The organism is Rhodobacter sp., from assembly GCA_020637515.1.
Lineage (GTDB): Bacteria > Pseudomonadota > Alphaproteobacteria > Rhodobacterales > Rhodobacteraceae > Pararhodobacter.
The window spans coordinates 1,079,406-1,104,644 of the sequence record JACKKG010000001.1; the positions used below are offsets into that span (position 1 = coordinate 1,079,406).

The window sequence follows — 25,239 nt, forward strand, 5'->3', positions numbered from 1 at the left end:
GATCCGGGGGGTCCGGTTGGCGGCATCCGGGCGGGCGGCAGGAATTTCATGAATGAAATCCATGGGATTGCGCCCCATTTCCCGGTGAGTTCCGGGCGGCGAATGCTGCATGGTGAACAGACCAATTCGCCCTTGCCAGAACGGTCAGGGGCGCGCCGCCTGTCTGGTTGCAGGCCCCGACCCGGCCCTTGCCAGAGAGATCCGTGCCGCGCCCGGGTGCAGGCCGGGCCGACGTTTCAGGCCGCACTCAATGCGGACCGGGCTATGGCGCGGCGTGACGCGCGGCTCAGCCGAAATCCAGCGGCACGCCGACCGGCTGCCAGTCCATGGGCCGGTCCTGCAACGCGCGGGCGATTCCCTCGGCGCTCCATCCGGCGGGGGAAAGGCGGATGTCGGTCTCGGTGGGGTGGGTCCACAGTGACAGGCGGTCACCGCCGATGCCCAGCGCCTGACCCGTCAGGCCCCGCGCCGCGTCCGAGGCCAGAAAGACCACCAGCGGCGCCACGTCCCCGGGCGTGCCGATTCCCTTTTCGCGCAGTGCGCGCGGCAGGGGCTCGCCGCGCTCCAGCGCCGCGACATGGGGCGCCAGCGCCGGGATCGTCGCCGTCATGCGCGTCAACGCGGTCGGCACGATGGCATTGACCCCGACCCCGTCGCGCGCCAGTTCCAGCGACCAGCTGCGCATCATTCCGACGATCCCGGCCTTGGCAGCGGCATAGGCGCCCTGGCCGAAGTTCCCCTGCTGCCCGGCGGGCGAGGCGGTCAGGATCAGGCTGCCGCCCCCGCCCTGGGCGCGAAACTGCCGCGCGGCGGCGCGGGCACACTGGAAGCTTCCGCGCAGATGCGTTCCGACCACCAGGTCAAAGGCCGCATCCTCGGTCTTCCACAGCACGGAATCGCGCAGGACCCCGGCGCAGGCGAACAGCGCGTCCAGCCGGCCGAACGATTCGATCGCGGCGCCGACACAGGCCTCGGCCGAGCCGTCCACGCCGATCGCGGCGGCGACGGCGACCGCCCGGCCGCCCTGCGCGCGGATCTCGGCGACCGCCGCCTGGGCGAGGTCGCCGTCGATATCGTTCACCACGACCGCGGCGCCGGCGCGTGCCAACGCCAGCGCGCTGGCCCGCCCGATGCCCAGACCCGCGCCCGTCACCACCGCCACCTTTCCCGCCAGCATCAGCACCCCCGGTAGACCGCGGGGCGCTTTTCCATGAACGCGCGCGGCCCCTCGCGGGCGTCTTCGGTGGACATGACGACCCGCTTGGCGCGGTCCTCCATCTCGTAGCCCTCGGCCAGGGTGACGCCGCTGGCGGCGATCACGGTGCGCTTGATCTGCTGCACGGCGACCGGGGCATTGGCGGCGACCTTGCGCGCCATGGCCATGGCGGTCTCCATCAGCGCGCCGGGTTCGACGATGCGCCCGATCAGGCCCGCGTTCAGCGCCGTCGGGGCGTCGATGGCGGTGCCGGTCAGCATCATCTCCATCGCCAGCGCATAGGGGATCTGTCGCGGCAGGCGGACCAGCGCGCCGGCAAAGGGGATCACGCCGCGCACGGCCTCGGGCAGGGCAAACGTCGCGTGCGGCACCGCGATCCGGATATCGGTGCCCAGAAGCGTCTCCATGCCGCCAGCCATGCAGGCGCCGTTCACCGCGGCGATCACCGGCTTGGGCAGATCGAAGCCCCGCTGCGCGATGCGCGCGTTCACGCCGTCGTCGGCCAGAAAGCGGCGGTCCCATTCGTCCTGCGGCTGGCGCGCGCCCGACAGCAGCGGCAGCGACAGCGCCAGGTCGCCCCCGGCGCAGAACGCCTTGTCGCCGGCGCCGGTCAGCACGACGGCGCGGATCGCGTCATCGGCGGCGATCTCGTCCATGGCATCGGCCAGCCGGCAGGCAAGCTCGGGGCTGAGGGCATTGCGGGCCTCGGGGCGGTTCAGGGTCAGGACCGCGACCGCCCCGTCGCGGGTGAACAGCAGCGGAGGGCTCATGCGCGGACCGCCTTGACCCGGCCGTCGCGCAGGGCGGCGACGGCGGCCTCGCGCAGGGCGAATTTCTGGACCTTTCCGTTCGCCGTCATCGGCAGCTCCTTCACGATTTCCACATATTTCGGCATCTTGTGGCGGGCCATACGGGACCGGCAATGCGCCTGCAACGCGGCTGGAGTGGCCTGCGCGCCCTCGATCAGCACCACGACCGCGTAGCTTTCCTCGCCAAGGTCGGGGTCGGGCACGCCGACGACCTGCGCCTGGCTGACGTTGGGGTGGCTCAGCAGGCAATCCTCGATCTCGACGGGATAGACGTTCTCGCCGCCCCGGATGATCATGTCCTTCAACCGCCCCACGATGCGCAGATGGCCGGTTGCGTCCAGCACCGCCAGATCGCCCGAGTGCAGCCAGCCCTCGGCGTCGATCGTCTCGGCGGTCTTTTCGGGCATGTCGAAATAGCCCTTCATCACCAGATAGCCGCGGATGCACAACTCGCCCGAGGCGCCGAACGCGAGGGTCTGGCCGCTCTCGACATCGGCGATGCGGATTTCGGTGTGGGGCAAGGGCACGCCGGCGGTCGAAACGCGGGTTTCCAGCGGGTCGCTGTCACGCGTCTGGGTGATGATCGGGCTGCATTCGGTCATGCCCATGATGATCAGCGGCTCACCGCCCGTCGCCTCGCGCAGCTTCAGCATCAGGCTGGGCGGGATCGAGGTTCCCCCGGTGATGATACGCCGCAGTCTGCGCGACGCTTGCGGCCCATAGTCGGGATGTTCGAGCATCCGCACCATCATTGTCGGCACCGCGTTGATCAGCGAGGGGGCGAACTCGGCCCACAGCGCCAACATGCGTGCCGGGTCGAAACTGTCCATCGTCACCAGCGTGCCACCGCACGCCGCCATCGCCATCACGTTGCAAACGCAGCCGGCGGTGTGAAACAGCGGCATCGCCGACAGCAGGATGTCCTGGGGCAGATAGCCCCCGCGATCGGCCATCAGCCGGGCATTGTTGACGGTCGAATGATGGGTCAGCATCGCGCCTTTGGGCTTGCCCGTGGTGCCGCTGGTATACTGGATCTGCGCCACGTCGAGCGCGCGCACCGCCGCCTGGCGTGCCGCCCGCGCCGAATCGTCCAGCCCGCGCCCGGTGGCCAGAATGTCGTCGAATCGCCGCGCAAAGGGCGCGCCCGCACCGATCACCGCCAGCCGGCGCAGGGCGGGAAAGGGGCCGCCAGACGGGCGCATCCCCTCGGACACGCTGGCGAGGTCCGGTAAGAGCGCGCGCAGGTCGCCGGCAATGTCGCTGCCCCGGAAGCCTGGGGCGAAGACCAGCGCCGCGACTTGCCCCTGGTCCAGCAGATAGGCCAGCTCGGCCGGTTTCAGCGCCGGATTCACCGTGACCAGAACCGCGCCCACCTTGGCCAGCGCATATTCCAGCAGCACCCAGGCCGGGCAATTCTGCGCCATGACGGCCACGCGGTCGCCGGCGCCGATTCCCCAGTCGATCAAGCCGCGGGCCAGCGCGTCGGCGTCGGACTTGAGTTCAGCATAGGTCCAGCGGGTCGAGACCGCGCCGCCTTGTTCATCCACCACCACCGCCAGCCGGTGGGGCAGGGCCTGCGCCTGGCGATCCAGCAGATCGCCCAGCGTGATGTCCCACAATTCGGGGCCGTCCGTGTCGGCGGGCCAATAGGCCAAGGTCGGATCGCTCATGTGTTTCGCTCCCATGCTGGACAACGACGGACTGGACAGGCATCAAACAGAGTGTTATCGAATTGTTCGACATCAATCAATAAGACGTTGACCAGTTCGAGGACGACATATGCAAGGCGCCGCCGCCCCCGTGACCGAAGACACCGACGCCGATCTGCCGCTGGCCTTGCAGCCGGCGCTGGCGGACAGCATCAACTTCCGTCTGCGGATGGCGCAGATCCTGGCCTACAAATCCTTTGAGGCGACGACGCCGGATCATGGCGGCGCGGCGCGGTATCTGGGACTGTTGTCGATCATCTGCCAGAACCCGGGCCAACCGCAGCACCGCCTGGCCGAGGCCGTGGGCCTGCAACGTTCCAGCCTGGTGCCGATCCTGGACCGGATGGAACGCAACGGCGTGCTGGAACGGCGCGCCGTCGATGGCGACCGGCGCGCCAACGCGGTCTGGGTGACCCCCCTGGGCGAAGAGATCGTCGCGGATCTGAGCGCGCGCGCGAATGCCGTCGAACAGCAGACACTGGACGGCTTCACCGAGGCCGAGATCGCGCAGCTACGCGCCATGCTGGACCGGGTCATCAGCAATTTCCGGCGCCTGTAGCATCGCCGGATACGGCCGCCCGTCGTGGTGACGGCGCGGCCTGGCGCGGGCCAGAGGCCGCGCGCCTTGTCAGGGAGGGAAGACCATGAAAGCCGTTCACTGGACGGCCGGCAGCGCGCTTGCGCTTTCGGTCGCCGCCAGCGCCATCACCGCCGCGTCCGCGCAAGAGGTCACCTGGGCCTTCTCGCATTGGGTGCCGCCGCAGTCCGAGGTGCAGGTCTCGGGGTTCGAGCCCTGGGCCCGGTCGATCAACGAGGCCTCGAACGGCCGCATCCAGATCGACATCTACCCTGCCCAGCAGTTGGGCGCCGCCGCCGATCACTATGACATGGCCCGCGACGGGGTCGTCGATATCGGCTTTGTGAACCCGGGCTACCAGGCCGGCCGGTTTCCGATCATCGCCGCCGCCGAGTTGCCGTTCCTGGCATCGAACGCCACCGGCGCCAGCCGCGCGCTGGATGAATGGTATGCGCAATACGCCGCGCAAGAGATGCCCGATGTGCATTTCTGCATGGTGCACCTGCACCACCCGGGCACGTTGCATGCCACGCGCGGGCCGGTCGCTGCGCCGTCGGATTTCGCCGGCATGAACATCCGTCCTCCGCAGGCCACCATCGCCCGCATGATCAGCCTGATGGGGGCAAGCCCCGTGCAGGTTCCGGCGCCGGAAATGCGCGCGATCCTGTCGTCGGGCGGGGCCGATGCGACAGTGTCGCCGTGGGACAGCCTGCGCCTGTTCGGGGTCGAGGACGTGGTGACCCATCACCTGGACCTGCCGCTCTACAGCGTGGCGTTCGTCTATGCCGTCAACCAGGCCAGCTATGACGCGCTCTCGCCGGAAAACCGTGCGGTGATCGACGATCACTGCACGCCGGACTGGGCCGAACGCATCGCGACCGGCTGGGATCATGTCGATGTCGCCGCCTATGAGCGCATGAAACAGGACCCGGCGCAGACCTTCGACACGCCGAACGCCGAACAACTGGCGGCGTGGATGGCGGTCGCCGATCAGGTGCGCGCGGAATGGGCCGACAACGCCCGCGCCGCCGGGCTGGCCGACCCCGAGGGGGCGCTGGCCGATCTGCAAGCGCGCCTGCGGGCCGCCGGCGGCGCCTACGAGTGAGCGACCCGCGCCCCGGTCCGACCACACGGGCCGGGGTCCATCACGCCCGGGGGGAACGTATGTCCCGCTACTTCGATTTGTTCTGCCGTGGCGTCGAATGGGTCGCGGCGATCCTGCTGGGGTCGGTGACGGTGCTGGTCGTCGTCTCGACCTTGGGGCGCTACCTGTTCGCCAGCCCGGTGCCCGACAGTTTCGACATTTCGCGCCTGGCGCTGGGCGCCTGTCTGGCCTGGGGTTTTGCGGTGATCGGGTTGAAGGGCGGGCATATCCAGGTCGATCTGGTGGCCGAGGCCCTGGGCCCGCGCATGCGGCGCGCGGTGGACGCGCTGGCCTGGGCCGCGCTCCTGTTCTTTGCGATTCTGCTGGTGTGGAAGACCTGGGGCCGCGTGCTGTCGGCGCGCGCCTCGGGCGAGACCACCTTTGATCTGCGCCTGCCGCTGTGGCCCTTCCTGGCACTGATCTGGGCGGGGCTGGCCGCCAGTTGCGTGACCATCGGCGCCAAGCTGCTGCGCATTCTGACCGGGGCCGAAATCGTCGCATCGGCCGACAACCAGGAACTGGACGAGGCAAAGCGTGGCCTACGCTGATCTGATCGCCGTCTCGGGCTTTGTGGCCCTGTTCGCCATGCTGCTGCTGCGCGTGCCGATCGGCGTCGCGCTGGGGCTGGTGGGGGTCTTCGGCTATGGCGCGATCCGGGGCATGACGCCCGCGCTGAACCTGCTGGCGACCTCGCCCATCCGGGTGCTGACCGATTTCAACCTGTCGCTGGTGGTGTTCTTCATCCTGATGGGCTCGTTCGCCACGAATTCGGGTATGAGCCGCGAGATGTTCCGCGCCGCCAACGCATGGTTCGGTGCGTTCCGGGGCGGTGTGGCGATGTCCACCATCGCCGCCTGCGCCGGTTTTGCGGCGATCTGCGGCTCATCGGTGGCGACGGCCGCCACCATGACCCGCATCGCCCTGCCCGAGATGCGCCGCTTTGGCTACCGCGAGGAAACCGCGACCGGCGTGATCGCGGCGGGCGGCACGCTGGGGATCATGATCCCGCCGTCGGTGGTGATGGTGGTCTATGCCTACATCACCGAAACCGATGTCAGCAAACTGTTCATCGCCGGGATCATTCCGGGCATCCTGGCGGTGGCGCTCTACATGGGCACCGTGCTGATCGCGCATCGCCGCGGTCTGCCGCCCGGGCAGCCCTTTTCCCTGTCCGAGGGCCTGCGCGCGCTTTCGGGCATCTGGGCGGTGGCGCTGCTGTTCGCGGCGGTCATCGGGTCGATCTATCTGGGCGTCGCCACCCCGACCGAGGCCTCGGCCATCGGCGCGGGCGCGACGCTGCTCATCGGCCTGATCCGCGGCCAACTGGACGGGCCAAAGATCATGGCCTGCCTGGTGGAATCGCTGCGCACCTCGGTATCGGTGTTCTCGGTGCTGATTGGTGCGGTGCTGTTCGGCTATTTCCTGGCCATCACCCGCTCACCGCAAAAGCTGACCGAATGGCTGGTCGGGCTGGATCTGTCGGCGCATGGCACGCTGGCGTTGATCCTGATCGCCTTTATCCTGGCGGGCTGCATCCTGGACACGATGGCGATGATCCTGCTGCTGGTGCCGATCGTCTTTCCCGTGGTCATGCAACTGGGATTTGACGCGGTCTGGTTTGGGGTCATCATCGTCATGGTGGCGGAACTGGGCATGATCACGCCGCCCGTCGGGATCAACGTCTTCGTCATCAACATGATCGCGAAAGAGGTCCCCCTGACGACGATCTTCAAGGGCGTGCTGCCCTTTGTGGTGACCGATATCCTGCGGCTGATCCTGCTGGTGGCCTTTCCGGCGCTGGTGCTGTTCCTGCCCTCGACGATGTAGGGCGCAACCGCGGGGCCCGGCGGCAAGGGCGCGAGAGGTGCCGATCCGTCGCCCCGCCGGGCCGCGAACGCTCGCGTCGTCACGAAATCCATGACCTGCCGCGGGGTGGTTCAACCCTGTCGTGACGTCACGTCGGCGGGCCGGGTTGTCCTCAGCGCCGTTGCCTGCCCGTCGCCTGCGCTGCTATTGCGGAAGGGACATATCCGCACTCGCCGGTCCGGTGCCGAACGCGCGCCGGGACGGCACCGTCCCGAAACGGAGGTCGCCGTGACCCGATGCGCCGTCGAACCGCCCCCATGCCGCCTGGCCGAACTCTCGGGTCGTGCGGCGGCCGCGGGTTTGGCGTTCGTGGGGTCGCGCCGACCTTTTGGCCCGACAGTCCGTCCAAGGAGCCCCCAATGACCCGCCCCGTGCCCGCGCAACGACTTGACATGACGCTCGCGGATCGCCTGGAGCAAAAAGAAGGCTGGGTCTACATGACCGGAATGCAGGCACTGGTGCGCCTGCCGATCCAGCAGCGTCTGCGCGACGCGGCGGCGGGTCTGAACACGGGGGGCTATATCTCGGGCTATCGCGGGTCGCCCGTCGGCACCTATGACATGGCGCTGTGGCAGGCCGAGGCCCAGCTCAAGGCGCACAACATCCATTTCCAGCCCGGCCTGAACGAGGACCTGGCGGCAACCGCGACCTGGGGCGCGCAACAGGTCGGCCTGTTCCCCGGCGCCCGGGTCGATGGCGTGTTTTCCATCTGGTATGGCAAGGCGCCCGGCATGGACCGGTCCATGGATTCGTTGCGCCACGCCAACCTGGCCGGCACCAACGCCAGGGGCGGCACCCTGTTGCTGGTGGGCGACGATCACGGCGCGAAATCCTCGACGCTGGCGTGCTATTCGGACCTCAACTTTGCCTCGTTGGGGGCGCCTCTGCTGGCGCCGGCCCACGCCCAGGACGTGCTGGACATGGGCCTGCACGGCATCGCGATGAGCCGTTACAGCGGCTCGCTGGTGGGCATGAAACTGGTGACCGATGTGGTCGAGGGCGGCGGTTCGGTGCAGGTCGGTCCGGACAGCCCGGCAATCGTCATGCCCCCGGCGACGGGTCCCGATACCACGATCAAGCCCTTCACCCCGATCCCCGAGCAAGAGCGCCTGCTGTGGGAGGTGAAGCTGCGCAAGTCACTGGATTATGCCCGCGCCAACGGACTGAACCGGGTCGAGGGGGCCGCGGACGCGCGCATCGGCATCGTCGCCGCCGGAAAGGCCTGGCAGGACCTGCACCAGGCGCTGGCCGGACTGCAATACCGAAACGGCAGGATCGGCGATCTGCCCGTGCGCCTGCTCAAGGTCGGCATGGTCTGGCCGATGGACCCGCTGGCGATCCGTGACTTTGCCCGGGGGCTGGAAACGATCCTGGTGATCGAGGAAAAGCGCCCCCTGCTGGAGGACCAGATCCGCAACGCGCTCTACGGTTCGGACGCCGCGCCGCGCATCGTCGGCAAAAGCTTTGACGGTCAGGCGCTGGCGGCGGGACCCGACAGCAACGCCTTTCCCGGCTACGGCGAGATCGACCCTGGCCAGATCACCCGGGTGCTGGTGCGCGTCGCCACCGAAACCGAGCCCGCCTGCGGTCTGTCCCTGCCCAACGCGCCGGCCGCGCCGCCCGCGTTGGGGCGCGGCGCGGTGCGGATGCCGTCGTTCTGCGCAGGCTGCCCGCACGGCCGCTCGACCCAGGTGATCGACGGCAGCCGGGCGCTGGCCGGGATCGGTTGCCACACGATGGCGATGCTGCGCGATCCGGCAAGGACCAATTCGGTCAGCCAGATGGGCGGCGAGGGGGTGATGTGGCTGGGCCAGTTTCCGTTCACCGACGAACAGCACGTCTTTGCCAACATGGGCGACGGGACCTATTTCCATTCAGGCCTGATGGCGATCCGCGCCGCCGTCGCCGCCAAGGCGACGATCACCTACAAGCTGTTGCACAACGGTTTCGTGTCGATGACCGGCGGGCAGCCGCATGACGGGGACCTCAGCCCGCTGAAGATGATCGCGCAATTGCGCGCCGAAGGGGTCGCGCGAATCGCACTGGTCACCGACGAGCCCGAAAAATACGCGGGCGCGTCCCTGGGCGCCGGCGCCACCCTGCACCCGCGCACCGAAATGGAGACGGTGCAACGGGACATGCGCACGGTGCCGGGCGTTACCGTCATCTTGTATGACCAGCCCTGTGCGACCGAACGGCGGCGGCTCAGAAAGCGCGGCAAATGGGTCGATCCCGACAAGCGCGTGTTCATCAATCCCGAAGTCTGCGAAGGCTGTGGCGATTGTTCGACCGTCTCGGCTTGCATGGCGATCGAACCGCTGGAAACCGAGTTCGGCCGCAAGCGCAAGATCAACCAATCCTCGTGCAACAAGGATTTCTCATGCGTCGAGGGGTTCTGCCCGTCCTTTGTCACGCTCAGCGGCGCCGCGCCGCGCAAGGCGGTGCGGGGCGCGGTGGCGGTTGATGTCTCGCATCTGCCCGCGCCGGTTCTGCCGGAAGTCGATGGTTCGTGGTCGGTGCTGGTGTCCGGCATCGGGGGCGCGGGGGTGGTGACGCTGGGCCAGACGCTGGCGGTCGCCGCCCATGCCGACGGCTATTTCGCATCGAACCTGGACATCACCGGGCTGGCGCAGAAATACGGCGCGGTGCATTCGCATATCAAGTTCGCGGCCAGCACGGACCAGATGCGCGCCACACGCATCGCGGTCGGCGAGGCGAACGCCCTGATCGGCTGCGACCTGATCGTCGCCGCCGGGGACGAGGCGCTGTCCAGGCTGACCCCGGGCAAATCGCTGGCGGTGGTCGATACGACCGTGGTGCCGACCTCGGATTTCGCCAGGAACCCGGATTGGCTGCTGTCCGGCGCGGACCAGATCGAACGCCTGACCGGCATTCTGGATGGCAATGCGCGGGCGCTCGATGCGCAGGACCTGGCGGAACGGGTGATGGGGGACCGGCTGTTCGCCAACATGCTGCTTCTGGGCGCGGCCTGGCAGCAGGGGGGAATCCCGCTGTCGCTGGCCGCGATCCACCGGGCGATCGACCTGAACGGCGTGTCGGTCGCGGCGAATCGGCAGGCCTTTGACCTGGGGCGGCTGGCCTTTGCCGACCCCGAGGGCGCGCGGCGTCTCGCCGGCGGCGATGCCCCCGCCGATCTGACGGCGCGGCGGGTGCTGACCCTGGACGAGGTCGTCGCGCGCCGCGTGGCCGAACTGACCGAATACAAGGACGCGGCCTATGCCCGGCGCTACGCCGACCGCGTGGCCCAGGTCCGCCAGTCGCTGCCCGAACAGGCGGCGATGGCCGTGGCGCGCGGCCTCTACAAGCTGATGGCGGTCAAGGACGAATGGGAGGTCGCGCGCCTTTACGCCAAGCCGACCTTTGCGCAGGCGCTGCGCGACAGCTTCGACGGCGAACCCGAACTGACCTTCTACTTTGGCGCCTGGCCGTATGGCGGCACCGATCCAAAGACCGGCAGGCCCGTAAAGGGGGCGGTCAAAGGCCGCAAGGCGCTGCGCTTCTTCCGCTGGATGAACCGCTTGCGCGGGTTGCGCGGCACCGTGCTGGACCCCTTCCGCAACAGCGCCGAGGCAAAGCTCGCGTCCCGTCTGCTTGCCGAGTATCAGGCCGATATCGACCTGGCGCTGGCGCAATGGTCGCCGGCCCGGGACGCGGACCTGACCGCGTTGCTGGACCTGCCCGAACACATCCGCGGCTATGGCCATGTCCGCGAGCGCCACGCCGAGGCGACCGGGAAACAGCGCGCGGCGCTGCGCAGCGCCATCGCCGCCGGGCTGGAGCACGCGGCATGAGGGGCACAACGACCGGGCGGCGCGACCCGCCATCACGCGCAAATTGGTGACGATCCCGGAGTAGCATCGCGAGATTGCCAAAAGGAAGATTGTCAACAATCTTATTGACCAATGCTTCGTCCTCTGCCTAGGGTATGACGCGGGGCGTGCGCCGCCTCGCCCGTGGACCAGGGAGGACAGCAATGACCACGAAGCAGAGCATCGCCGGCATCGCCATGGGGGCCGCGCTGTCGCTGGCGGCCGGGCAAGCCCTGGCGCAGCAGGACCTGAAATTCGCCACGGTCGTCCCCGAGGGGTCGGTCTGGTATCGCATGGCCGAAAATTACGCCAATCTCGTGTCGCAGTATTCGAACGGCGATCTCAGCGTCACGATCTACCCCGGCGGGCAGCTCGGCGCGCAGGACGCGACCCTGTCGCAGGCGGTGCGCGGCCGGATCGAGATCTGGGCCGGCGGCATCGTCGCGCTGGCCGCGATCGAGCCGGACCTGTCGCCGCTGCTGTTCCCCGGCGTGTTCGAATCGACCGAACAGGCCAACTGCATGTTCCCGCTGCTGGTCGAACCCACGCGGGCGGCGCTGGCCGATGTCGGCCAGTTCGTCGGGTTCGTCCCGCTGGGCTGGAACAACCTCGCCTCGGTCCATGCGCTCGATTCGATCTCGGGCATTGCGGGCCAGAACATCCGCTCGCTGCCGATTCCGATCGCGGTGCAGCTCTGGCAGCAGCTCGGCGCGACGGCGGTGCCGCTGGACACCGCGGAAACGGCCTCGGCGCTGTCCACCGGGATGGTGACGCTGGTCGATACCGCGATGGCGTTCTGGGTGGCGACGGGCCACGCCGAACTGGCGCCGCATTATTATCTGACGCAACACAACTACAACGTCGCCGCCGCCCTGATCGGCAACCGCACCTGGGACGCGCTGAGCGCCGAGGATCAGGCCGCGCTGCGTCGCGCCAATGACGAGGCCTGGGACTGGCAAACCGTCAACGCGATGTATTCCGGCTTTGAAAACCGCCTGACCGAGATCGCCCAGGGGCAGGGCGCCACCATCCACGAGCTCAGCCCCGAAGACCGCGCCATCGTGCAGGCCGCCGGCGAAGCGGTCTGGGAGCCGGCGCTGGCCGAACTGGGCGACGGCGCGCGCGCCTATCTGGACACGATGCTGCGCATCCGCGAACAATGCCCCGCCGGCTGACCACCCGGCCCGGACAAGCGGGCGCGCGCGACCACGCGCGCCCGACCCCCTGAGCAAAGGCAGCCGCGATGGAGCGTCAGATCAATCGACTCCTTGGTTGGGTCACCAGGGCGGAAATCGCCGTGATCGTTCTCAGTTTCGTGGCCATGACGGCCCTGTTGCTGGCGGATATCGTCGGGCGCGAGATCGTCCGGCAGGGCCTGTTCGGGGCCAGTTCCTATGCGCTGTATTTCCTGATCCTGTCGGCGATGCTGTCGTTCGACGTCGCTGTCGCGAAGGGCGTGCATTTGCGGCCCACGGCCTTTGACGGGTTGGTCCCGCAAGCCTGGGCGCCGACCATGGAGAGGCTCGGCCATGTGCTGAGCGCCGCGATTGCCGTGCTGGTGGTCTGGGGGGCGTGGGTTTTCATCGCCGAAACCCGGTTCTTCCACGAGACGAACGCCACCATCCGCCTGCCGCTGTGGCCGATGCAGACCCCCCTGGTGATCGGCTTCGGATTGAGCGGCCTGCGGCATTGTCTCTATGCGCTGTATCCGGGGCTCGCGCCGCAAAAACCCGCCGCCGAGGCCGAGGCATGATTGCCCTCGCCATCCTGATCGCCGTGCTGGCGCTGATCGCGCTGCGGGTCAATCTGGTCTGGGCGCTGATGGCCGGGGCGCTGATGGTGCAGTTCACCTATGGCGCCGGCGAGTTGAGCTATTTCTCGCAAGACATCTGGGCGGCGATGGACCGGCAGGTGCTGCTGGCGATTCCGCTCTTTGTTCTGGTCGGCCAGATCATGAGCCGCGGTTCGATTGCCGCGCGGCTGATCCGGGTGATCGTGGCTTTGACCGGGCACTTGCCCGGCGGTCTGGCGATGGCGACGATCCTCAGTTGTGCGGCGTTCTCGGCCATTTCGGGGTCGTCGATCATCACCATGCTGGCGGTCGGATCGGTCCTGTATCCGGCGCTGACGGACAACGGCTATTCGCGCCGCTTTGCCATCGGTGCGCTTTGCGCCGGCGGCACGCTGGGGATCGTGATCCCGCCATCGGTGCCGATGATCCTGTATGGCATCATGACCGAAACCTCGATCGTGTCGCTGTTTCGCGCCGGGATCGGTCCCGGCATCCTGCTGACGGTCGCCTTCACGCTCTATGCCGTGATCGCAAACTGGAACCGGCCGCGACTGGCCTTCAGCGGGGCGGAACTGGTCACCGCGCTGAAGCAGGGGGCGCTGGCGATCCTGATGCCGGTGATCTTGCTGGGTGGCATCTATTCGGGCCATTTCAGCCCGACCGAGGCCGCCGCCGTCGCCATCGGCTATGCCCTGCTGGTCGAGGTTCTGATCTACCGCGAGATGAAGATCGCCGATTACATCGGCACCGTGTCCCAATCCGGCATCCTGGTCGGCACGCTGTTTCCGCTGCTGGCCGTGGCGATGTCGATCAACAAGCTGCTGGCCGAGAAACAGGTGCCGGGCCATCTGGTGGACATGGCGCTGCACAATGTCGAAAGCCCCATGGCCTTTATCCTGATCGTCAACGGCCTGCTGCTGCTGGTGGGGGCGGTGATGGACACCGGGTCGGCCATCGTTATCACCGCGCCCGTTCTCAGCCATATCGCCGAGGCCTATGGCTATTCCCCGATCCAGTTGGGGATCATCATGATCCTGAACCTGGAGATCGGCATCCTGACGCCGCCGATGGGCATGAACCTCATTGTCGCCATGACCGCGTTCCACGAACGGTTCGGCCTGATCGTGCGATCGGTCATCCCCTGGATCGTGGTGATGCTGCTGTGCCTGCTGCTGGTCACGCTGGTGCCCTGGATCGCGCTGGCCCTGGTCTGATCGCCCGCCCGCCCGTTGGAAGGGCGGGGCGGGCGGGGGCGGTCAATCCGCCAGCGTCACCACCAGTTTGCCCTTGACCTGGCGGGCCGCCAGCCGTTCCAGCGCCCCCGGCGCGGCGTCGAGGCCGGGCACGGTTTCAACGAGCGGCTTGATCTTGCCGGCCTGATACAGCGCGAACAGTTCCTGCACCGACTGGACGTGCCTGGCGGGATTGCGCTGGGTTGCCGCGCCCCAGAACACGCCGATCACGCTGCACGCCTTCAGCAACGGCAGGTTCATCGGCAGTTTCGCGATACCGGCCGGGAATCCGACGACCAGATAGCGCCCCTCCCAGGCAATGGCGCGCAGCGCGGGTTCCACATAGCCGCCGCCCACGGGATCATAGATCACCTGGGCGCCGTGCTTTCCGCACAGGGTCTTGAACCGTTCGGCCAGCGCGCGGCTGGCGTCCTTGTCGTCCAGGCTGGCCGGATAGACCAGCCCGTCATCGGCCCCCGCCGCCAGCGCGACATCCAGCTTTTCCTGCGAGGAACACGCGGCCAGCACCCGCGCACCGAGCGCCTTGCCCAGCTCGACCGCCGCCAGCCCGACCCCGCCCGAGGCGCCAAGGACCAGCAGCGTCTCGCCGGGTTTCAGCTGCGCGCGGTCGGTCAGCGCGTGATACGAGGTGCCGTAGGTCATCAGAAAGGCCGCCGCGTCGGCAAAAGGCATCGCGTCGGGGATCGGCGTGACCAGCGCCCGGCCCAGGGCCACCTGTTCGGCCAGCCCACCCCAGCCGGGAAACCCCAGCACCCGCGTGCCCGGCGCCAGATCGGCGACGCCCTCGCCAACGGCGGTCACGGTTCCGGCGATCTCGGCGCCCGGCGCAAAGGGGCGTTGGGGTTTGAACTGATACTGGTCCCGGATGATCAGCAGGTCGGGAAAGTTCAGTCCCACCGCCGCGACCGTGACCACGACCTCGCCCTTGGCGGGCGCCGGGCTTGGCAGGTCCTCGACCCGCAGGGTTTCGGGGCCTCCGGCGGTGCGGCTGAGCAGGGCTTTCATCGGTTTCCTCCTTGGGCTTTGTCGGGGTAGTATCCGGGATCAGCAGATTGTTGACAATCTTAATTGTGACGGAATAGGCTGACCTGAACAGGACAAGGACAGCTTTCGTGCAGATCATCGACGCGCATCATCACCTTTGGGACCTGGAGCGGAACGCCTATCCCTGGAACCGCCCCGACGATCACGATAGGGGCTGGGGTGACACGCAGTCGCTCAGGCGCAGTTTTCTGCCGCATCACCTGCAAGCCGAGGCCCGGGCCGCCGGCGTCACCCTTGCCGGATCGGTGCATGTGCAGGCGAACTGGGACCCGGCGGACCCGGTGGGCGAAACCCGCTGGTTGGCCGAGGTGGCGGCCGAGCCCGGCGCGAACGGATTGCCGCAGGCCATCGTCGCCTTTGCCGATCTCTCGGCCGACACGGCGCCCCGGGTGCTGGCCGATCATGCCGCCTTTGCGGCGGTGCGGGGCATCCGGCAGGTGCTGAACCGTCACCCCGATCCGCGCCTGAACCGCGCGCCGCGCGATTTCCTGGCCGACCCCGACTGGCGGCGCGGCTTCGCGCGGCTGGCCGATCACGGGTTCAGCTTTGACGCGCAGATCTATTATCAGCAGGCCCCGGCGCTGGCCGATCTGGCCCGCGCGCATCCCGAAACGACGATCGTTCTGGATCACGCGCTGATGCCGGCCGAACGGGGCGAGGCGCATCTCGCCGGGTGGCGCGACGCGGTCAGCCGTCTGGCCGATTGCCCCAACACGGTGATGAAAATCAGTGGCTTCGGCATGGTGGACAACCAGTGGACCGTCGAAACGATCCGTCCCTTCGTGGCGCATTGCCTGGCTGCGTTCGGCCCTGACCGCGCGATGTTCGGCTCGAACTTTCCGGTGGACCGGCTGATGGCGTCCTATGCAAAGGTCTGGGGCGCGTTCGACACCCTGACCGCATCGCTGCCGGCCTCGGCGCGGGACGCGCTGTTCGTGGGCACCGCAGCGCAGACCTATCGGATCTGAGCAGAGAGGCGCGCGCGCGGCTATTGCCGTTCGCCCGCTTCCAGCAGCTTGATCGCAAACGCGCGCGAGCGGCGGACAATGCTGCGGGCGGTGGACTCGGCCGGCTCCGAGCGGCCGTGCTGGATGTGATCGACGAGCTGTTCCCATAGCATGACCGAATCCTGGCGACGTTCGTGCGTGGAGACCCCCAGCCGCGAATAGCGTAGCGTCTGGTGGAACAGCATCGTCACGAACGAGGTCAGCCGCTCGCTTCCGGCGGATTCACTCATGGTCAGGCCGAATTCCTGCACCGCCTCGACGAAATCGGCGGTCGCGGTGTCATCCTGGCGCGCGGCGATGCCGCGCAGCCGGTCCAGGCGGGTGCGAAATGCCTCGAGATCGGCGTCGGAATGGTGCTGTGCGACGCGGGTCGCCACCAGCCCGAACAGGACGCTGCGGATCTCGAACAGGTCGGCCACCTCGTCGGGCGACAGCTTGGTCACCACCGCGCCGCGCCGCGGCAGGATCTGCACCAGCCCCGAGGTTTCAAGAATGCGCAACGCTTCGCGCACCGGCCCGCGCGAGACCTTGAACCGGGTCGCGACCCCGATCTCCTGGATGCGGGTGTCGGGCGGCAGCCGGTCGTTGACGATTTCCTCGGCCAGTTGCATCGCGATCTGTTCCGCGATCGACAGCGCCTCGCCGCTATCGCCGCGCGAGGGTCGCAAGGAGGCCAGCATCGCGCGTTGAAGGAGAGAGGTTTGCCACATGGCGGGACTGTCCGCGTGTCGGTAAGACGATTGTCTACCTTTAGACGTCCGCAGTCAGAGAGACAAGCGGCTGCCCCTCGGCCACGGCGTCGCCTTCGGCCACCAGGATCGCGACCACGGTGCAATCCCCGGGGGCCAGGACCGGGATTTCCATCTTCATGGATTCCAGGATGACAAGCACATCGTCTTCCTCGACCGTGGCTCCGGGCGCGACCTCGATCTTCCAGACGGTCCCGGCAATCTCGCTTTCGATGATCTCTGTGGCCACGGTGGTTCCCCCTTGGACATGACGGTGCGTTCTGCCCATCATTATCAAAACATGCTTATTGTCAACAATCTTACTTTCTGTAAACTGGGCCCATTGCCGAAGGGAGGCCAACGATGAGCTGGCAGAAGGAAGTTGACGAGATCCACCGCCGCCGCGCGATCGCGCGCGAACTGGGTGGGCCCGAGGCCGTGGCCAAGCAGCACGCCCAGGGCCGGCTGACCGTGCGGGAAAGGATCGACCGACTGGTGGATCCCGGCAGTTTCCGCGAACTGGGTGCGATGACGGGCAAGGCGGTCTACGACGACCAGCACAATCTGGTCAGCGTGACCCCGGCCAACGCGGTGATCGGCAGCGCCCGGATCGACGGGCGGCGCGTGTCCATCGACGGCGACGACTGGACGATCCGCGGCGGTTCGTCCGAGGCGACGGTGTCCGACAAGTGGATCTATTCCGAGATCTACGCCGAAGAAATGAAGATCCCGCTGATCCGGCTGGTCGAAAGCGCCGGCGGCAGCGTCAGGATCCTGGACCAGAACGCGGCGACCAAGCTTCCGGCCTATCCGACCTGGACGCTGGCGCGGATGATGGGCAAGATTCCGATCGTCGGCATCGCGCTGGGCCCCTGCGCGGGCCTGGGTGCGATCAAGGCGGCGACGGCGCATTATTCGATCATGGTCAAGGGAACCTCGCAGGTGTTTGCGGGCGGTCCGCCGGTGGTCGAACGCGGCATGGGCATCAAGGTCAGCAAGGAGGATCTGGGCGGCTCGAAGATCCACACCCGCGAATCCGGTGTCATGGGCAACGAGGCCGCGACCGAGGACGAGGCCTTTGCCATGGCCCGCCGCTTTCTGTCCTACCTGCCGTCGTCGGTCTATGAACTGCCCCCGGTGATCGACTGCGACGACCCCCGGGACCGCGCCGACGAGGCCCTGATCGAGATCATCCCCCGCGACCAGCGCAAGGTCTACAAGTCGCGCAAGATCCTGGAGATGGTGTTCGACAAGGGCTCGGTCTTTGAGCTGACCAAGGGGTATGGCCGGTCGGTCGTCACCTGTTTTGCGCGTCTTGGCGGGCGGCCGGTCGGCGTCATCACCACCGATCCGATGCAATACGGCGGCGGCATGACCAAGGCCTCGGCCGCCAAGATGGAGGGGTTCATCGACCTGTGCGACACCTTTCATCTGCCGATCGTGCATCTGGTCGATCAGCCCGGCACCATCGTCGGCCCCGAGGCCGAGAAATCCGGCGCGGTCAAGGGATCGGTGCGGGTCTGCATGGCGATCGAGCAAAGCCAGGTGCCCTGGTGCGCGATCATCACCCGGCGGTGCTATGGGTTGGCCGGCAGCACCTTTGGCCGGGTTCAGGGGCTGAACCTGCATTATGCCTGGCCCTCGGGGCGTTGGGGGTCGATCCCGGTCGTCGGCGGGGCCGAGGCCGCCTTCAAGAAAGAGCTCGACCAACTGGATCCCGTGGCCCGCAAAGCCCGCCTGGATGCGATCGAATCCCATTTCCACCACCTGGAATCGCCCTTTCTGACCGCCGAGAAGTTCCGCATCCCCGACATCATCGACCCGCGCGAGACACGGGCGATCCTGAACGACTGGCTGGATGACGCCTGGCGCCTGCTGCCCGAGCAGCTGGGCGTCAAGGGGCGCACCTTCCGGATGTGAGGCCGACATGAGGAAACTTCTGATCGCCAATCGCGGCGAGATCGCCTGCCGCATCCTCCGTGCCGCCCGGTCGCTGGACATCGCCACCGTCGCGGTCTTTTCCGATGCCGACGCCGGCGCTTTGCATGTGGCGCTGGCGGACGAGGCTGTCGCCATCGGCCCGGCGCAGGCCGCGCAAAGCTACCTGCGCCACGGCGCGGTGATCGACGCCGCCCTGCGAACCGGCGCCGACGCGGTGCATCCAGGCTATGGCTTTCTGGCCGAAAGCGCCGCTTTTGCCCGGGCGGTGCGCGCGGCGGGGCTGATCTGGGTGGGCCCCGATCCGCATACCATCGATGACATGGGCGACAAGCAACGCGCCCGGGACCTGGCGATCGCCGCCGGCGTGCCCGTGCTGCCCGGCTCGGACCGGTTCACCGAGGGCGCGCTGGACGGGCTGGAAACGGCGGGCGCGGCGGTCGGCTATCCGCTGCTGGTCAAGGCCTCGGCCGGAGGTGGCGGAATCGGGATGCAGCGGGTGGACGGCCCCGAAAAGCTGCGCAAGACCGTCGAACGCACGCAGGCCGCCGCCGCGCGCAGTTTCGGTGACGGGTCGGTGTTTCTGGAGCGATTCATCCCCCGCGCGCGACACGTCGAAATTCAGGTCTTCGGTTTTGGCGACGGCCGGGCAGTCCATCTGTTCGAGCGCGACTGCTCGTTGCAGCGCCGTTTTCAGAAGATCGTCGAGGAAAGCCCGGCCCCGGGCCTGCCGCGCGAGACCGTGAACCGCATGGCCGAGACCGCCTGCGCGCTGGCGCGGGCCGAACGCTATGCCGGGGCGGGGACCGTGGAATTCATCGTCGATGCCGACACGGGCGCGTTCTACTTTCTCGAAATGAACACAAGGATTCAGGTCGAACACCCGGTGTCCGAAATGGTCACCGGCACCGACCTGGTCGCCGCGCAGTTGCGGCTGGCGGCGGGCGAGGACCTGCACGAGGCCATGGCTGGCTTGTCGCTGCACGGCCACGCGGTCGAGGTCCGGCTCTATGCCGAAAACCCGGCGCGCAAGTTCCTGCCGTCGCCCGGGACGCTGACCCGGTTCGACCTGCCGCGGAACATGGACGGCGTGCGGATCGAGACCGGCTTTCGGGCCGGGGACGCGGTGACGCCCTATTACGATCCGCTGATCGCCAAGATCATCGCCCACGGCCCGGATCGGGCCACGGCCATCGCCCGGCTGGCCGCCGCGCTGTCGGAAACCGTGGTCGAGGGGCTGGTCACCAACCGCGATTTCCTGCTGGCGGTGCTGCACGACGCGGCGTTCCAGCGCGGCGCGATCTGGACCGGCTATGTCGAGGCCGGGCTCGATCGCCTGTTGCAAGACGCGCCCCCCCTTGCCGAAGGACCCTCGACATGAGCGACGCGCCGCTTTCCCTTCTCCATGCGGTGCGCGCATGGCTGGACGCCGACACCGATTGCGAGGCCGTGGTGCATGGCGACCAGCGCCTGAGCTATCGCGCGCTCGCCGCCCGTGCCCTGGCGCTGGCCGAGACGCTGCGCGCGCGCGGCATCCGGCCCGGCGACCGGGTGGCCGTGCTGCTCACCCCGCGGCCCGAGGCCCTGGTCACCTTGTTGGCGACCTGGCTGGCCGGGGCGACCTGGCTGGGCATCAATCCGCGTTTCAAGCGGCCCGAACAGCGCCAGAACCTGCTCGACAGCGGCGCGAAGCTGCTGATCGCGCTGTCGTGCGTCGGCAAGACCGACCTGAGCCCCGATCTGGACGCCCACACGGCCGAGCTGGGTCTGGACGTGATGCGCGTCGGCGCGGGTCTGTGGGACGGCGCCCTGCCGCCCCCCGTGGCCGAGGATACCGTGCCCGCCCTCTGGGATGCGGCGCTGGCTGGTTTCGATGCCGCGGTGCCGGCGGTCATCATCTTCACCTCGGGTTCGACAGGGCGGCCCAAGGGCGCACTGATTACCCATCGGGGGCTGGCGTTCCGCAGCGCCACCCTTCAGCGCGGCCGGTTCGCGGTGCCGCATGTGCGTCAGGTCCTGGATCTGCCGGTCAACCACATCGGCGCCCTGGCCAGCGGGATCGGCGTGGCCTTTGTCGCGGGCGGGGCCCTGGTGATGCACGAGCAGTTCGACCCCGGGTTCACCTTGCGCGCCATCGGCACCGAGGGGTTGCACGTTCTCAGCGGCGTTCCCGCGATGCTGGACCGGATCGTCGCGCACCCCGATTTCGCCACCGCCGACCTGGCCAGCCTGCGTTACGTCAGTTGGGGCGCGGGGCCGATCAATCCGCGCGTTCTGGCCGCTTTGATGGAGCGCACCGGCGCGGAATTCTCGCAACAATACGGGCAGACGGAGTCGAACGGGCCGATCTGCTACACGCCCCCGACCCGCGATGTCGATATCCTGCTGACGACCACCGGCAAACCGGACCCGGACCTGCGGCTGCGCATCGCCTCGGACGACGGCATCGCAGTGCCGGCGGGCGACGAGGGCGAGGTCCAGGTGCTGCACCCGCATCCCTTTGCCGGCTATCTGGGCAACCCCGCCGCCAGCGCCCAGGCCTTTACCGCCGACGGCTGGCTGCGCACCGGCGACCGCGCGCGGCTGCGCGATGACGGGTATCTGGTGTTCTGCGGCCGCTCGAAGGAGATGTTCAAATCCGGCGGCTTCAACGTCTATCCGCGCGAAGTCGAGATCGTGCTCGAGGAACACCCCGCGATCCGCGCTGCGGCGGTGATCGGCGTCGAGGATGCCGACTGGGGCCAGGTCGGCCACGCCTTTGTCGAGGCCGACCCGGTCGCGCCCGACGCGGTGCTCGACTGGTGCCGCGCGCGTCTGGCGAACTACAAGATGCCCAAGCATCTGACGGTTCTGGACCGCCTGCCCAGAACCCCGGTGGACAAGGTAGACCGCATGACCCTTGCCGCGCGTGCCCAGGCCGCCGCCGCGGCACGGGCCGAGGAGGGTCCGGCCTGAGGGGCGTGGCCCCTCAACCGCCCCCCATGCGGCGCAGGACGCGCCGTTCGAACCCGAGCGCAAGCTGGTAGAACGCGACCGACAGCAGGACGCTGACCAGGGCGACGGCCCAGATCATGCTGAAGTCCATGTAACCGCGCGACTGGTTCAGCAGATTGCCCAGCCCGCGCCCGGTCGCCAGCCATTCCGCGATCATCACCCCCAGCAGCGCGCGCGGCGCCGTCAGGCGCACCGCCGCCAGCGCCCAGGGGGCGGCGGCCGGAATGGCCACCAGTCGCAACTCGCGCCATGCCGTCGCGCCATAGGCGCGGGGCAATTCCAGCGCCGCGCGCGGCACCTGTGCCAGGCCCTGGGCGATCATGACATAGGCCGGAAAGAACGTGACCGAAACGGTGATCCACAAGGTCACCGCCGTTCCGCGCCCCAGGATCAGCACCAGTAGCGGCGTCAGGGCAACCAGCGGCATCGTCTGGGTCACCAGGGCGACGGGCAGGAACGCGCGGGTGAAACCGGGCGTCAACCGCGAGGACACGGCCAGCGCAAAGGCAAAGCCCAGCCCCGCCGCCATGCCGATCAGCGTGATCGGAAGGGTTTGCAGCAGCGCGCCCAGCAACCTTTGCTGTGCCTGCGCCGATTGCGCGGACAGGAACAGATAGTCGATCACGTCCCACGGCGTCTTGCCGATCATGCGCGGCACCTGCAACGCCCACAGGACGCCCCACCACAGCGCAAAAGGCAGCAGGATCGACGCGGCCATGACGGGCAGGTTGACGGACTCGCGCGGTTCGCTGGGCGGGGCGGCGGGGTTCAGGGTCACCGCGCGCGTCCGCCCCAGCATCCGCGCCGAGAGGACGGCGAAAAGCGCATAGCTGAGCCCGGCGATCGCCGTCGCCGTCAGGCCGATGCCCCACAGCCGTGACGGATCCCCGCGGCCCAGCGATCCCAGCAGATACGTGCCCAGGCCCCAGCGCCCTCCGCCGCCGAATTCGGCCAGGATCGCGCCCAGAACGGCGTTCGGCGCGGCCACGCGAAACCCCGACAGGATCGCCGGAATGGCGCCCCGGATCTGCACGAAGCGCATCACCGCGGCCTTGCCGCCGCCATAGGCGCGGACCAGGTCGCCGGCGCGGCTGTCGAATTGCTGCAATCCGGTGACGGTGGCCTGCATCGTCACGAAATAGACGCCCAGGGCGGCCAGCACGATGCGCGGGGTCATGCCGTCCAGCGTCAGCGCCAGGATCGGTGCGATGGCGATCGGCGGCAGGGCAAAGATCGCGACGTTCAGCCCCCGCGCGATCCGGCCGGTGACCGGGGCCAGCACGAACAGCAGGCCGGCGGCGACGGCGACCGCGTTGCCGATCACGAACCCCACGCCCGAGGCGATCAGCGTCGCCCGGATGTGGGGCGGGTAATCGGCGCGATCCAGCCAATAGCGGTGCAGGATCTGCGACGGCGCCGGCAGGGCGCCGCCCGCGACCCAGCGCATCTGGCCGGCCAGTTCCCACAACGCCAGGACCGCCAGCAGCGGCCAGAGCGCGCGCAGCAAGGCCCCGAGGCGCCGGGCCCGGGTCTCAGTCGGCATGCTCGCCCCCGTGCAGAACGCCGGCGATCTGGTCGCACAGGTGGTGGAAGCGATCGTCCGAGAACAGCTCGGGCCCGCGGGGACGGCCAAAGGGCACGTCGATCAGCGCAACGATGCGGCCCGGCGCCGCGTGCATGACCGCGACACGGTCGGCCAGGAACACCGCCTCGTCGATCCCGTGCGTGACCAGCAGCGTCGTAACCCCGGTTTCCGCCCAGATGCGTTGCAATTCGATGTTCATCTGCCGGCGCAGGATCTGGTCCAGCGCGCCAAAAGGTTCGTCCAGGAACAGGATGCGCGGCTCCGTCACCAGCGACCGCGCGATGGCGACCCGCTGCCGCATCCCGCCGGACAGCTCGCCCGGCAGCGCATTCTCGCGGCCCTTCAGTCCCACCAGGTCGATCAACTCGCGGATCCGCCCGGCCTCGGGGCCCAGGGGGCGGCCCAGCACCTCGAGGGGCAACGCGACGTTCTGCGCCACCGTTCGCCAGGGCAACAGCGCCGCGTCCTGAAAGGCAACGCCCGTCAGGCCGGCGCGTGTCGCCTTTTCCGGCCCCATGTCGGCCATGCGGACGGTGCCCGAATCCAGCGACTCAAGCCCCAGCGCGGTGCGCAACACCGTCGATTTCCCGCACCCGGAAGGGCCGATCAGCGCGGTGAAACTGCCGAGCGGGCAGTCCAGGCTGACATCCCGCAGGGCCTCGACCGCCTTGCCGCGTCCGCGAAAGGTCTTGGACAGTTGGTCGAGGGTTATCCCCGCGGGTGCACTCATGGTCAGATTTCCTCGAGCAAGGTGGTGTCGAACATGTCGCGCGTGCCGTTGATGCCGACGGCGGCCAAGGCCCTGAGGTTGCCCTCGATCCCTTCTTCGGTCATCGCGAAAACGCCCGCCGGGCTTTCGATCAGCGGTTTCTGCGCGGTGTTGAAGAACACCTCGTTGTCGATCTCGCGGCCGGTTCCGGCGAAATGCGTTTGCGCCCATTGCGGCGGATAGCGCGCGGGATCGACCAGGTTCTCGGTCCAGCCGCGACGGCTGGCGCGCAACCAGGCGACCAGTTCGGCGCGTTTGGTGGCCAGCGTTTCCTCGGTCACCACGACGGTGTCGTTGTAGGTGGTGAAGCCAAAGTCATAGAGCAGGAAGGACACCGCCTCGTGGCCCATCATCGAGATCGTGTAAGGCACGTTTGTCGTGAAATCGAGGCTGGCGTCGATCTCGCCGTTGACCAGGGGTGTCGGATCATAGGCGTAGGGCACGATATTGACCGATCCGCGGTCGATCCCGTTCATGGCCAGCACCGCCTCGACGCTGACAGTGTTGACCGGCGGCACCGCGATCGTCTTGCCGACCATATCGGCGGGCGACAGGATCGGGTTCGACGCCAGCGAGACGATGCCAATGGGGTTCTTCTGGTATTGCGTGCCGATGATCTTGAACGGCGCGCCCTGTTCGGCGATCGCCTTGATGGTGGTGTCGGGGGTGGTGAGCGTCAGATCGGCACGGCCGGCGATGATGGTCGATTCCGGGATCACGTCGGGGCCGCCCGACAGATAGGTCAGATCCAGCCCCTCGTCGGTGTAATAGCCCTGGTCGATGGCCAGGAAATAGCCCGAGAATTCGGCGTCGTTGATCCACGAGGCCTGCATCGTGAAGGGGGTCGTCGCCCGGGCGCGACGCGGCAGAAAGGGCAGGGCGCCCGCGGCGGCCCCGGTGGCCAGGAAAGAACGGCGGTTGAGAGCAAGTCGCATGTCAGATCCTTTGTGTTTCGGCGTTGGACGATGGGCGGACAGC

Annotated in this window: 21 protein-coding genes; 12 read left to right on the forward strand and 9 right to left on the reverse strand. The window is 68.2% G+C overall.

Annotated features, from left to right (window positions below):
• Positions 1 to 286 precede the first annotated feature (286 nt).
• The 3 genes from H6900_05240 to H6900_05250 are packed head-to-tail and all read right to left on the reverse strand — an operon-like array spanning position 287 to position 3,695.
• Positions 287 to 1,177, reverse strand: a complete 891-nt coding sequence (locus H6900_05240; GenBank protein MCC0072675.1) for an SDR family oxidoreductase — start codon at positions 1,175 to 1,177, stop codon at positions 287 to 289.
• Positions 1,177 to 1,986 carry an enoyl-CoA hydratase/isomerase family protein gene (locus H6900_05245; GenBank protein ID MCC0072676.1) on the reverse strand — a complete coding sequence of 270 codons (810 nt, stop codon included), beginning with the start codon at positions 1,984 to 1,986 and terminating at the stop codon, positions 1,177 to 1,179. Before H6900_05245 ends, H6900_05240 begins: the two co-directional genes overlap by 1 nt.
• Complete coding sequence (locus tag H6900_05250) at positions 1,983 to 3,695, reverse strand: AMP-binding protein (GenBank protein ID MCC0072677.1); 1,713 nt, start codon at positions 3,693 to 3,695, stop codon at positions 1,983 to 1,985. The genes H6900_05245 and H6900_05250 overlap by 4 nt, the downstream gene beginning before the upstream one ends.
• A 109-nt stretch (positions 3,696 to 3,804) precedes the next feature.
• On the opposite strand from H6900_05250, the gene H6900_05255 reads away from it, so the two are divergent.
• The 8 genes from H6900_05255 to H6900_05290 all read left to right on the forward strand — a co-directional run bounded on the left by H6900_05255 (position 3,805) and on the right by H6900_05290 (position 14,157).
• Positions 3,805 to 4,293 carry a MarR family transcriptional regulator gene (locus H6900_05255; protein ID MCC0072678.1) on the forward strand — a complete coding sequence of 163 codons (489 nt, stop codon included), beginning with the start codon at positions 3,805 to 3,807 and terminating at the stop codon, positions 4,291 to 4,293.
• An 85-nt stretch (positions 4,294 to 4,378) separates the two neighbouring features.
• Entirely contained in the window at positions 4,379 to 5,416 is a 1,038-nt protein-coding gene (locus H6900_05260) for a TRAP transporter substrate-binding protein (protein ID MCC0072679.1), read from the forward strand.
• Between the two features lie 59 nt (positions 5,417 to 5,475).
• Positions 5,476 to 6,003 carry a TRAP transporter small permease gene (locus H6900_05265; GenBank protein MCC0072680.1) on the forward strand — a complete coding sequence of 176 codons (528 nt, stop codon included), beginning with the start codon at positions 5,476 to 5,478 and terminating at the stop codon, positions 6,001 to 6,003.
• Positions 5,990 to 7,282, forward strand: coding sequence for a TRAP transporter large permease (locus H6900_05270; protein ID MCC0072681.1), 1,293 nt, complete (start codon positions 5,990 to 5,992; stop codon positions 7,280 to 7,282). Before H6900_05265 ends, H6900_05270 begins: the two co-directional genes overlap by 14 nt.
• A 398-nt stretch (positions 7,283 to 7,680) precedes the next feature.
• A complete protein-coding gene (locus H6900_05275; protein ID MCC0072682.1) occupies positions 7,681 to 11,133 on the forward strand; it encodes an indolepyruvate ferredoxin oxidoreductase family protein in 3,453 nt (1,150 codons plus the stop codon).
• Between the two features lie 182 nt (positions 11,134 to 11,315).
• Positions 11,316 to 12,326 carry a TRAP transporter substrate-binding protein gene (locus tag H6900_05280; GenBank protein MCC0072683.1) on the forward strand — a complete coding sequence of 337 codons (1,011 nt, stop codon included), beginning with the start codon at positions 11,316 to 11,318 and terminating at the stop codon, positions 12,324 to 12,326.
• A gap of 68 nt (positions 12,327 to 12,394) precedes the next feature.
• Positions 12,395 to 12,904: a TRAP transporter small permease gene (locus H6900_05285; protein MCC0072684.1), complete on the forward strand. Its 510-nt coding sequence runs from the start codon at positions 12,395 to 12,397 to the stop codon at positions 12,902 to 12,904.
• Positions 12,901 to 14,157 carry a TRAP transporter large permease gene (locus H6900_05290; protein ID MCC0072685.1) on the forward strand — a complete coding sequence of 419 codons (1,257 nt, stop codon included), beginning with the start codon at positions 12,901 to 12,903 and terminating at the stop codon, positions 14,155 to 14,157. The genes H6900_05285 and H6900_05290 overlap by 4 nt, the downstream gene beginning before the upstream one ends.
• Positions 14,158 to 14,199: 42 nt before the next feature.
• On the opposite strand, the gene H6900_05295 is transcribed toward H6900_05290, so the two are convergent.
• The gene (locus H6900_05295) at positions 14,200 to 15,201 is read right to left on the reverse strand and encodes an NADPH:quinone oxidoreductase family protein (protein ID MCC0072686.1); all 1,002 of its coding nucleotides are present in this window, start codon (positions 15,199 to 15,201) and stop codon (positions 14,200 to 14,202) included.
• A 107-nt stretch (positions 15,202 to 15,308) separates the two neighbouring features.
• Here H6900_05295 and H6900_05300 point away from each other — a divergent pair, with 107 nt between their 5' ends.
• A complete protein-coding gene (locus H6900_05300) occupies positions 15,309 to 16,208 on the forward strand; it encodes an amidohydrolase family protein (GenBank protein MCC0072687.1) in 900 nt (299 codons plus the stop codon).
• A 20-nt stretch (positions 16,209 to 16,228) separates the two neighbouring features.
• On the opposite strand, the gene H6900_05305 is transcribed toward H6900_05300, so the two are convergent.
• Together H6900_05305 and H6900_05310 are read right to left on the reverse strand one after the other, a co-directional pair.
• Positions 16,229 to 16,927 (reverse strand): GntR family transcriptional regulator, encoded by a 699-nt coding sequence (locus H6900_05305; GenBank protein ID MCC0072688.1) that lies wholly within the window; start codon positions 16,925 to 16,927, stop codon positions 16,229 to 16,231.
• A gap of 70 nt (positions 16,928 to 16,997) precedes the next feature.
• Positions 16,998 to 17,225: an acetyl-CoA carboxylase biotin carboxyl carrier protein subunit gene (locus tag H6900_05310; protein MCC0072689.1), complete on the reverse strand. Its 228-nt coding sequence runs from the start codon at positions 17,223 to 17,225 to the stop codon at positions 16,998 to 17,000.
• Between the two features lie 113 nt (positions 17,226 to 17,338).
• On the opposite strand from H6900_05310, the gene H6900_05315 reads away from it, so the two are divergent.
• Genes H6900_05315 through H6900_05325 form a run of 3 tightly spaced genes read left to right on the forward strand, consistent with a single transcriptional unit; the run spans position 17,339 to position 21,868 of the window.
• A complete protein-coding gene (locus H6900_05315; GenBank protein ID MCC0072690.1) occupies positions 17,339 to 18,895 on the forward strand; it encodes a propionyl-CoA carboxylase in 1,557 nt (518 codons plus the stop codon).
• A gap of 7 nt (positions 18,896 to 18,902) precedes the next feature.
• Positions 18,903 to 20,294, forward strand: a complete 1,392-nt coding sequence (locus tag H6900_05320) for an ATP-grasp domain-containing protein (protein ID MCC0072691.1) — start codon at positions 18,903 to 18,905, stop codon at positions 20,292 to 20,294.
• On the forward strand, positions 20,291 to 21,868 hold the full coding sequence (locus H6900_05325) for an AMP-binding protein (GenBank protein ID MCC0072692.1): 1,578 nt from the start codon (positions 20,291 to 20,293) through the stop codon (positions 21,866 to 21,868). Before H6900_05320 ends, H6900_05325 begins: the two co-directional genes overlap by 4 nt.
• Before the next feature lie 13 nt (positions 21,869 to 21,881).
• On the opposite strand, the gene H6900_05330 is transcribed toward H6900_05325, so the two are convergent.
• The 3 genes from H6900_05330 to H6900_05340 are packed head-to-tail and all read right to left on the reverse strand — an operon-like array spanning position 21,882 to position 25,196.
• Complete coding sequence (locus H6900_05330; protein MCC0072693.1) at positions 21,882 to 23,450, reverse strand: ABC transporter permease subunit; 1,569 nt, start codon at positions 23,448 to 23,450, stop codon at positions 21,882 to 21,884.
• Positions 23,440 to 24,222 carry an ABC transporter ATP-binding protein gene (locus tag H6900_05335; GenBank protein ID MCC0072694.1) on the reverse strand — a complete coding sequence of 261 codons (783 nt, stop codon included), beginning with the start codon at positions 24,220 to 24,222 and terminating at the stop codon, positions 23,440 to 23,442. Before H6900_05335 ends, H6900_05330 begins: the two co-directional genes overlap by 11 nt.
• A gap of 2 nt (positions 24,223 to 24,224) precedes the next feature.
• Positions 24,225 to 25,196 (reverse strand): ABC transporter substrate-binding protein, encoded by a 972-nt coding sequence (locus tag H6900_05340; GenBank protein MCC0072695.1) that lies wholly within the window; start codon positions 25,194 to 25,196, stop codon positions 24,225 to 24,227.
• Between the last annotated feature and the right edge of the window lie 43 nt (positions 25,197 to 25,239).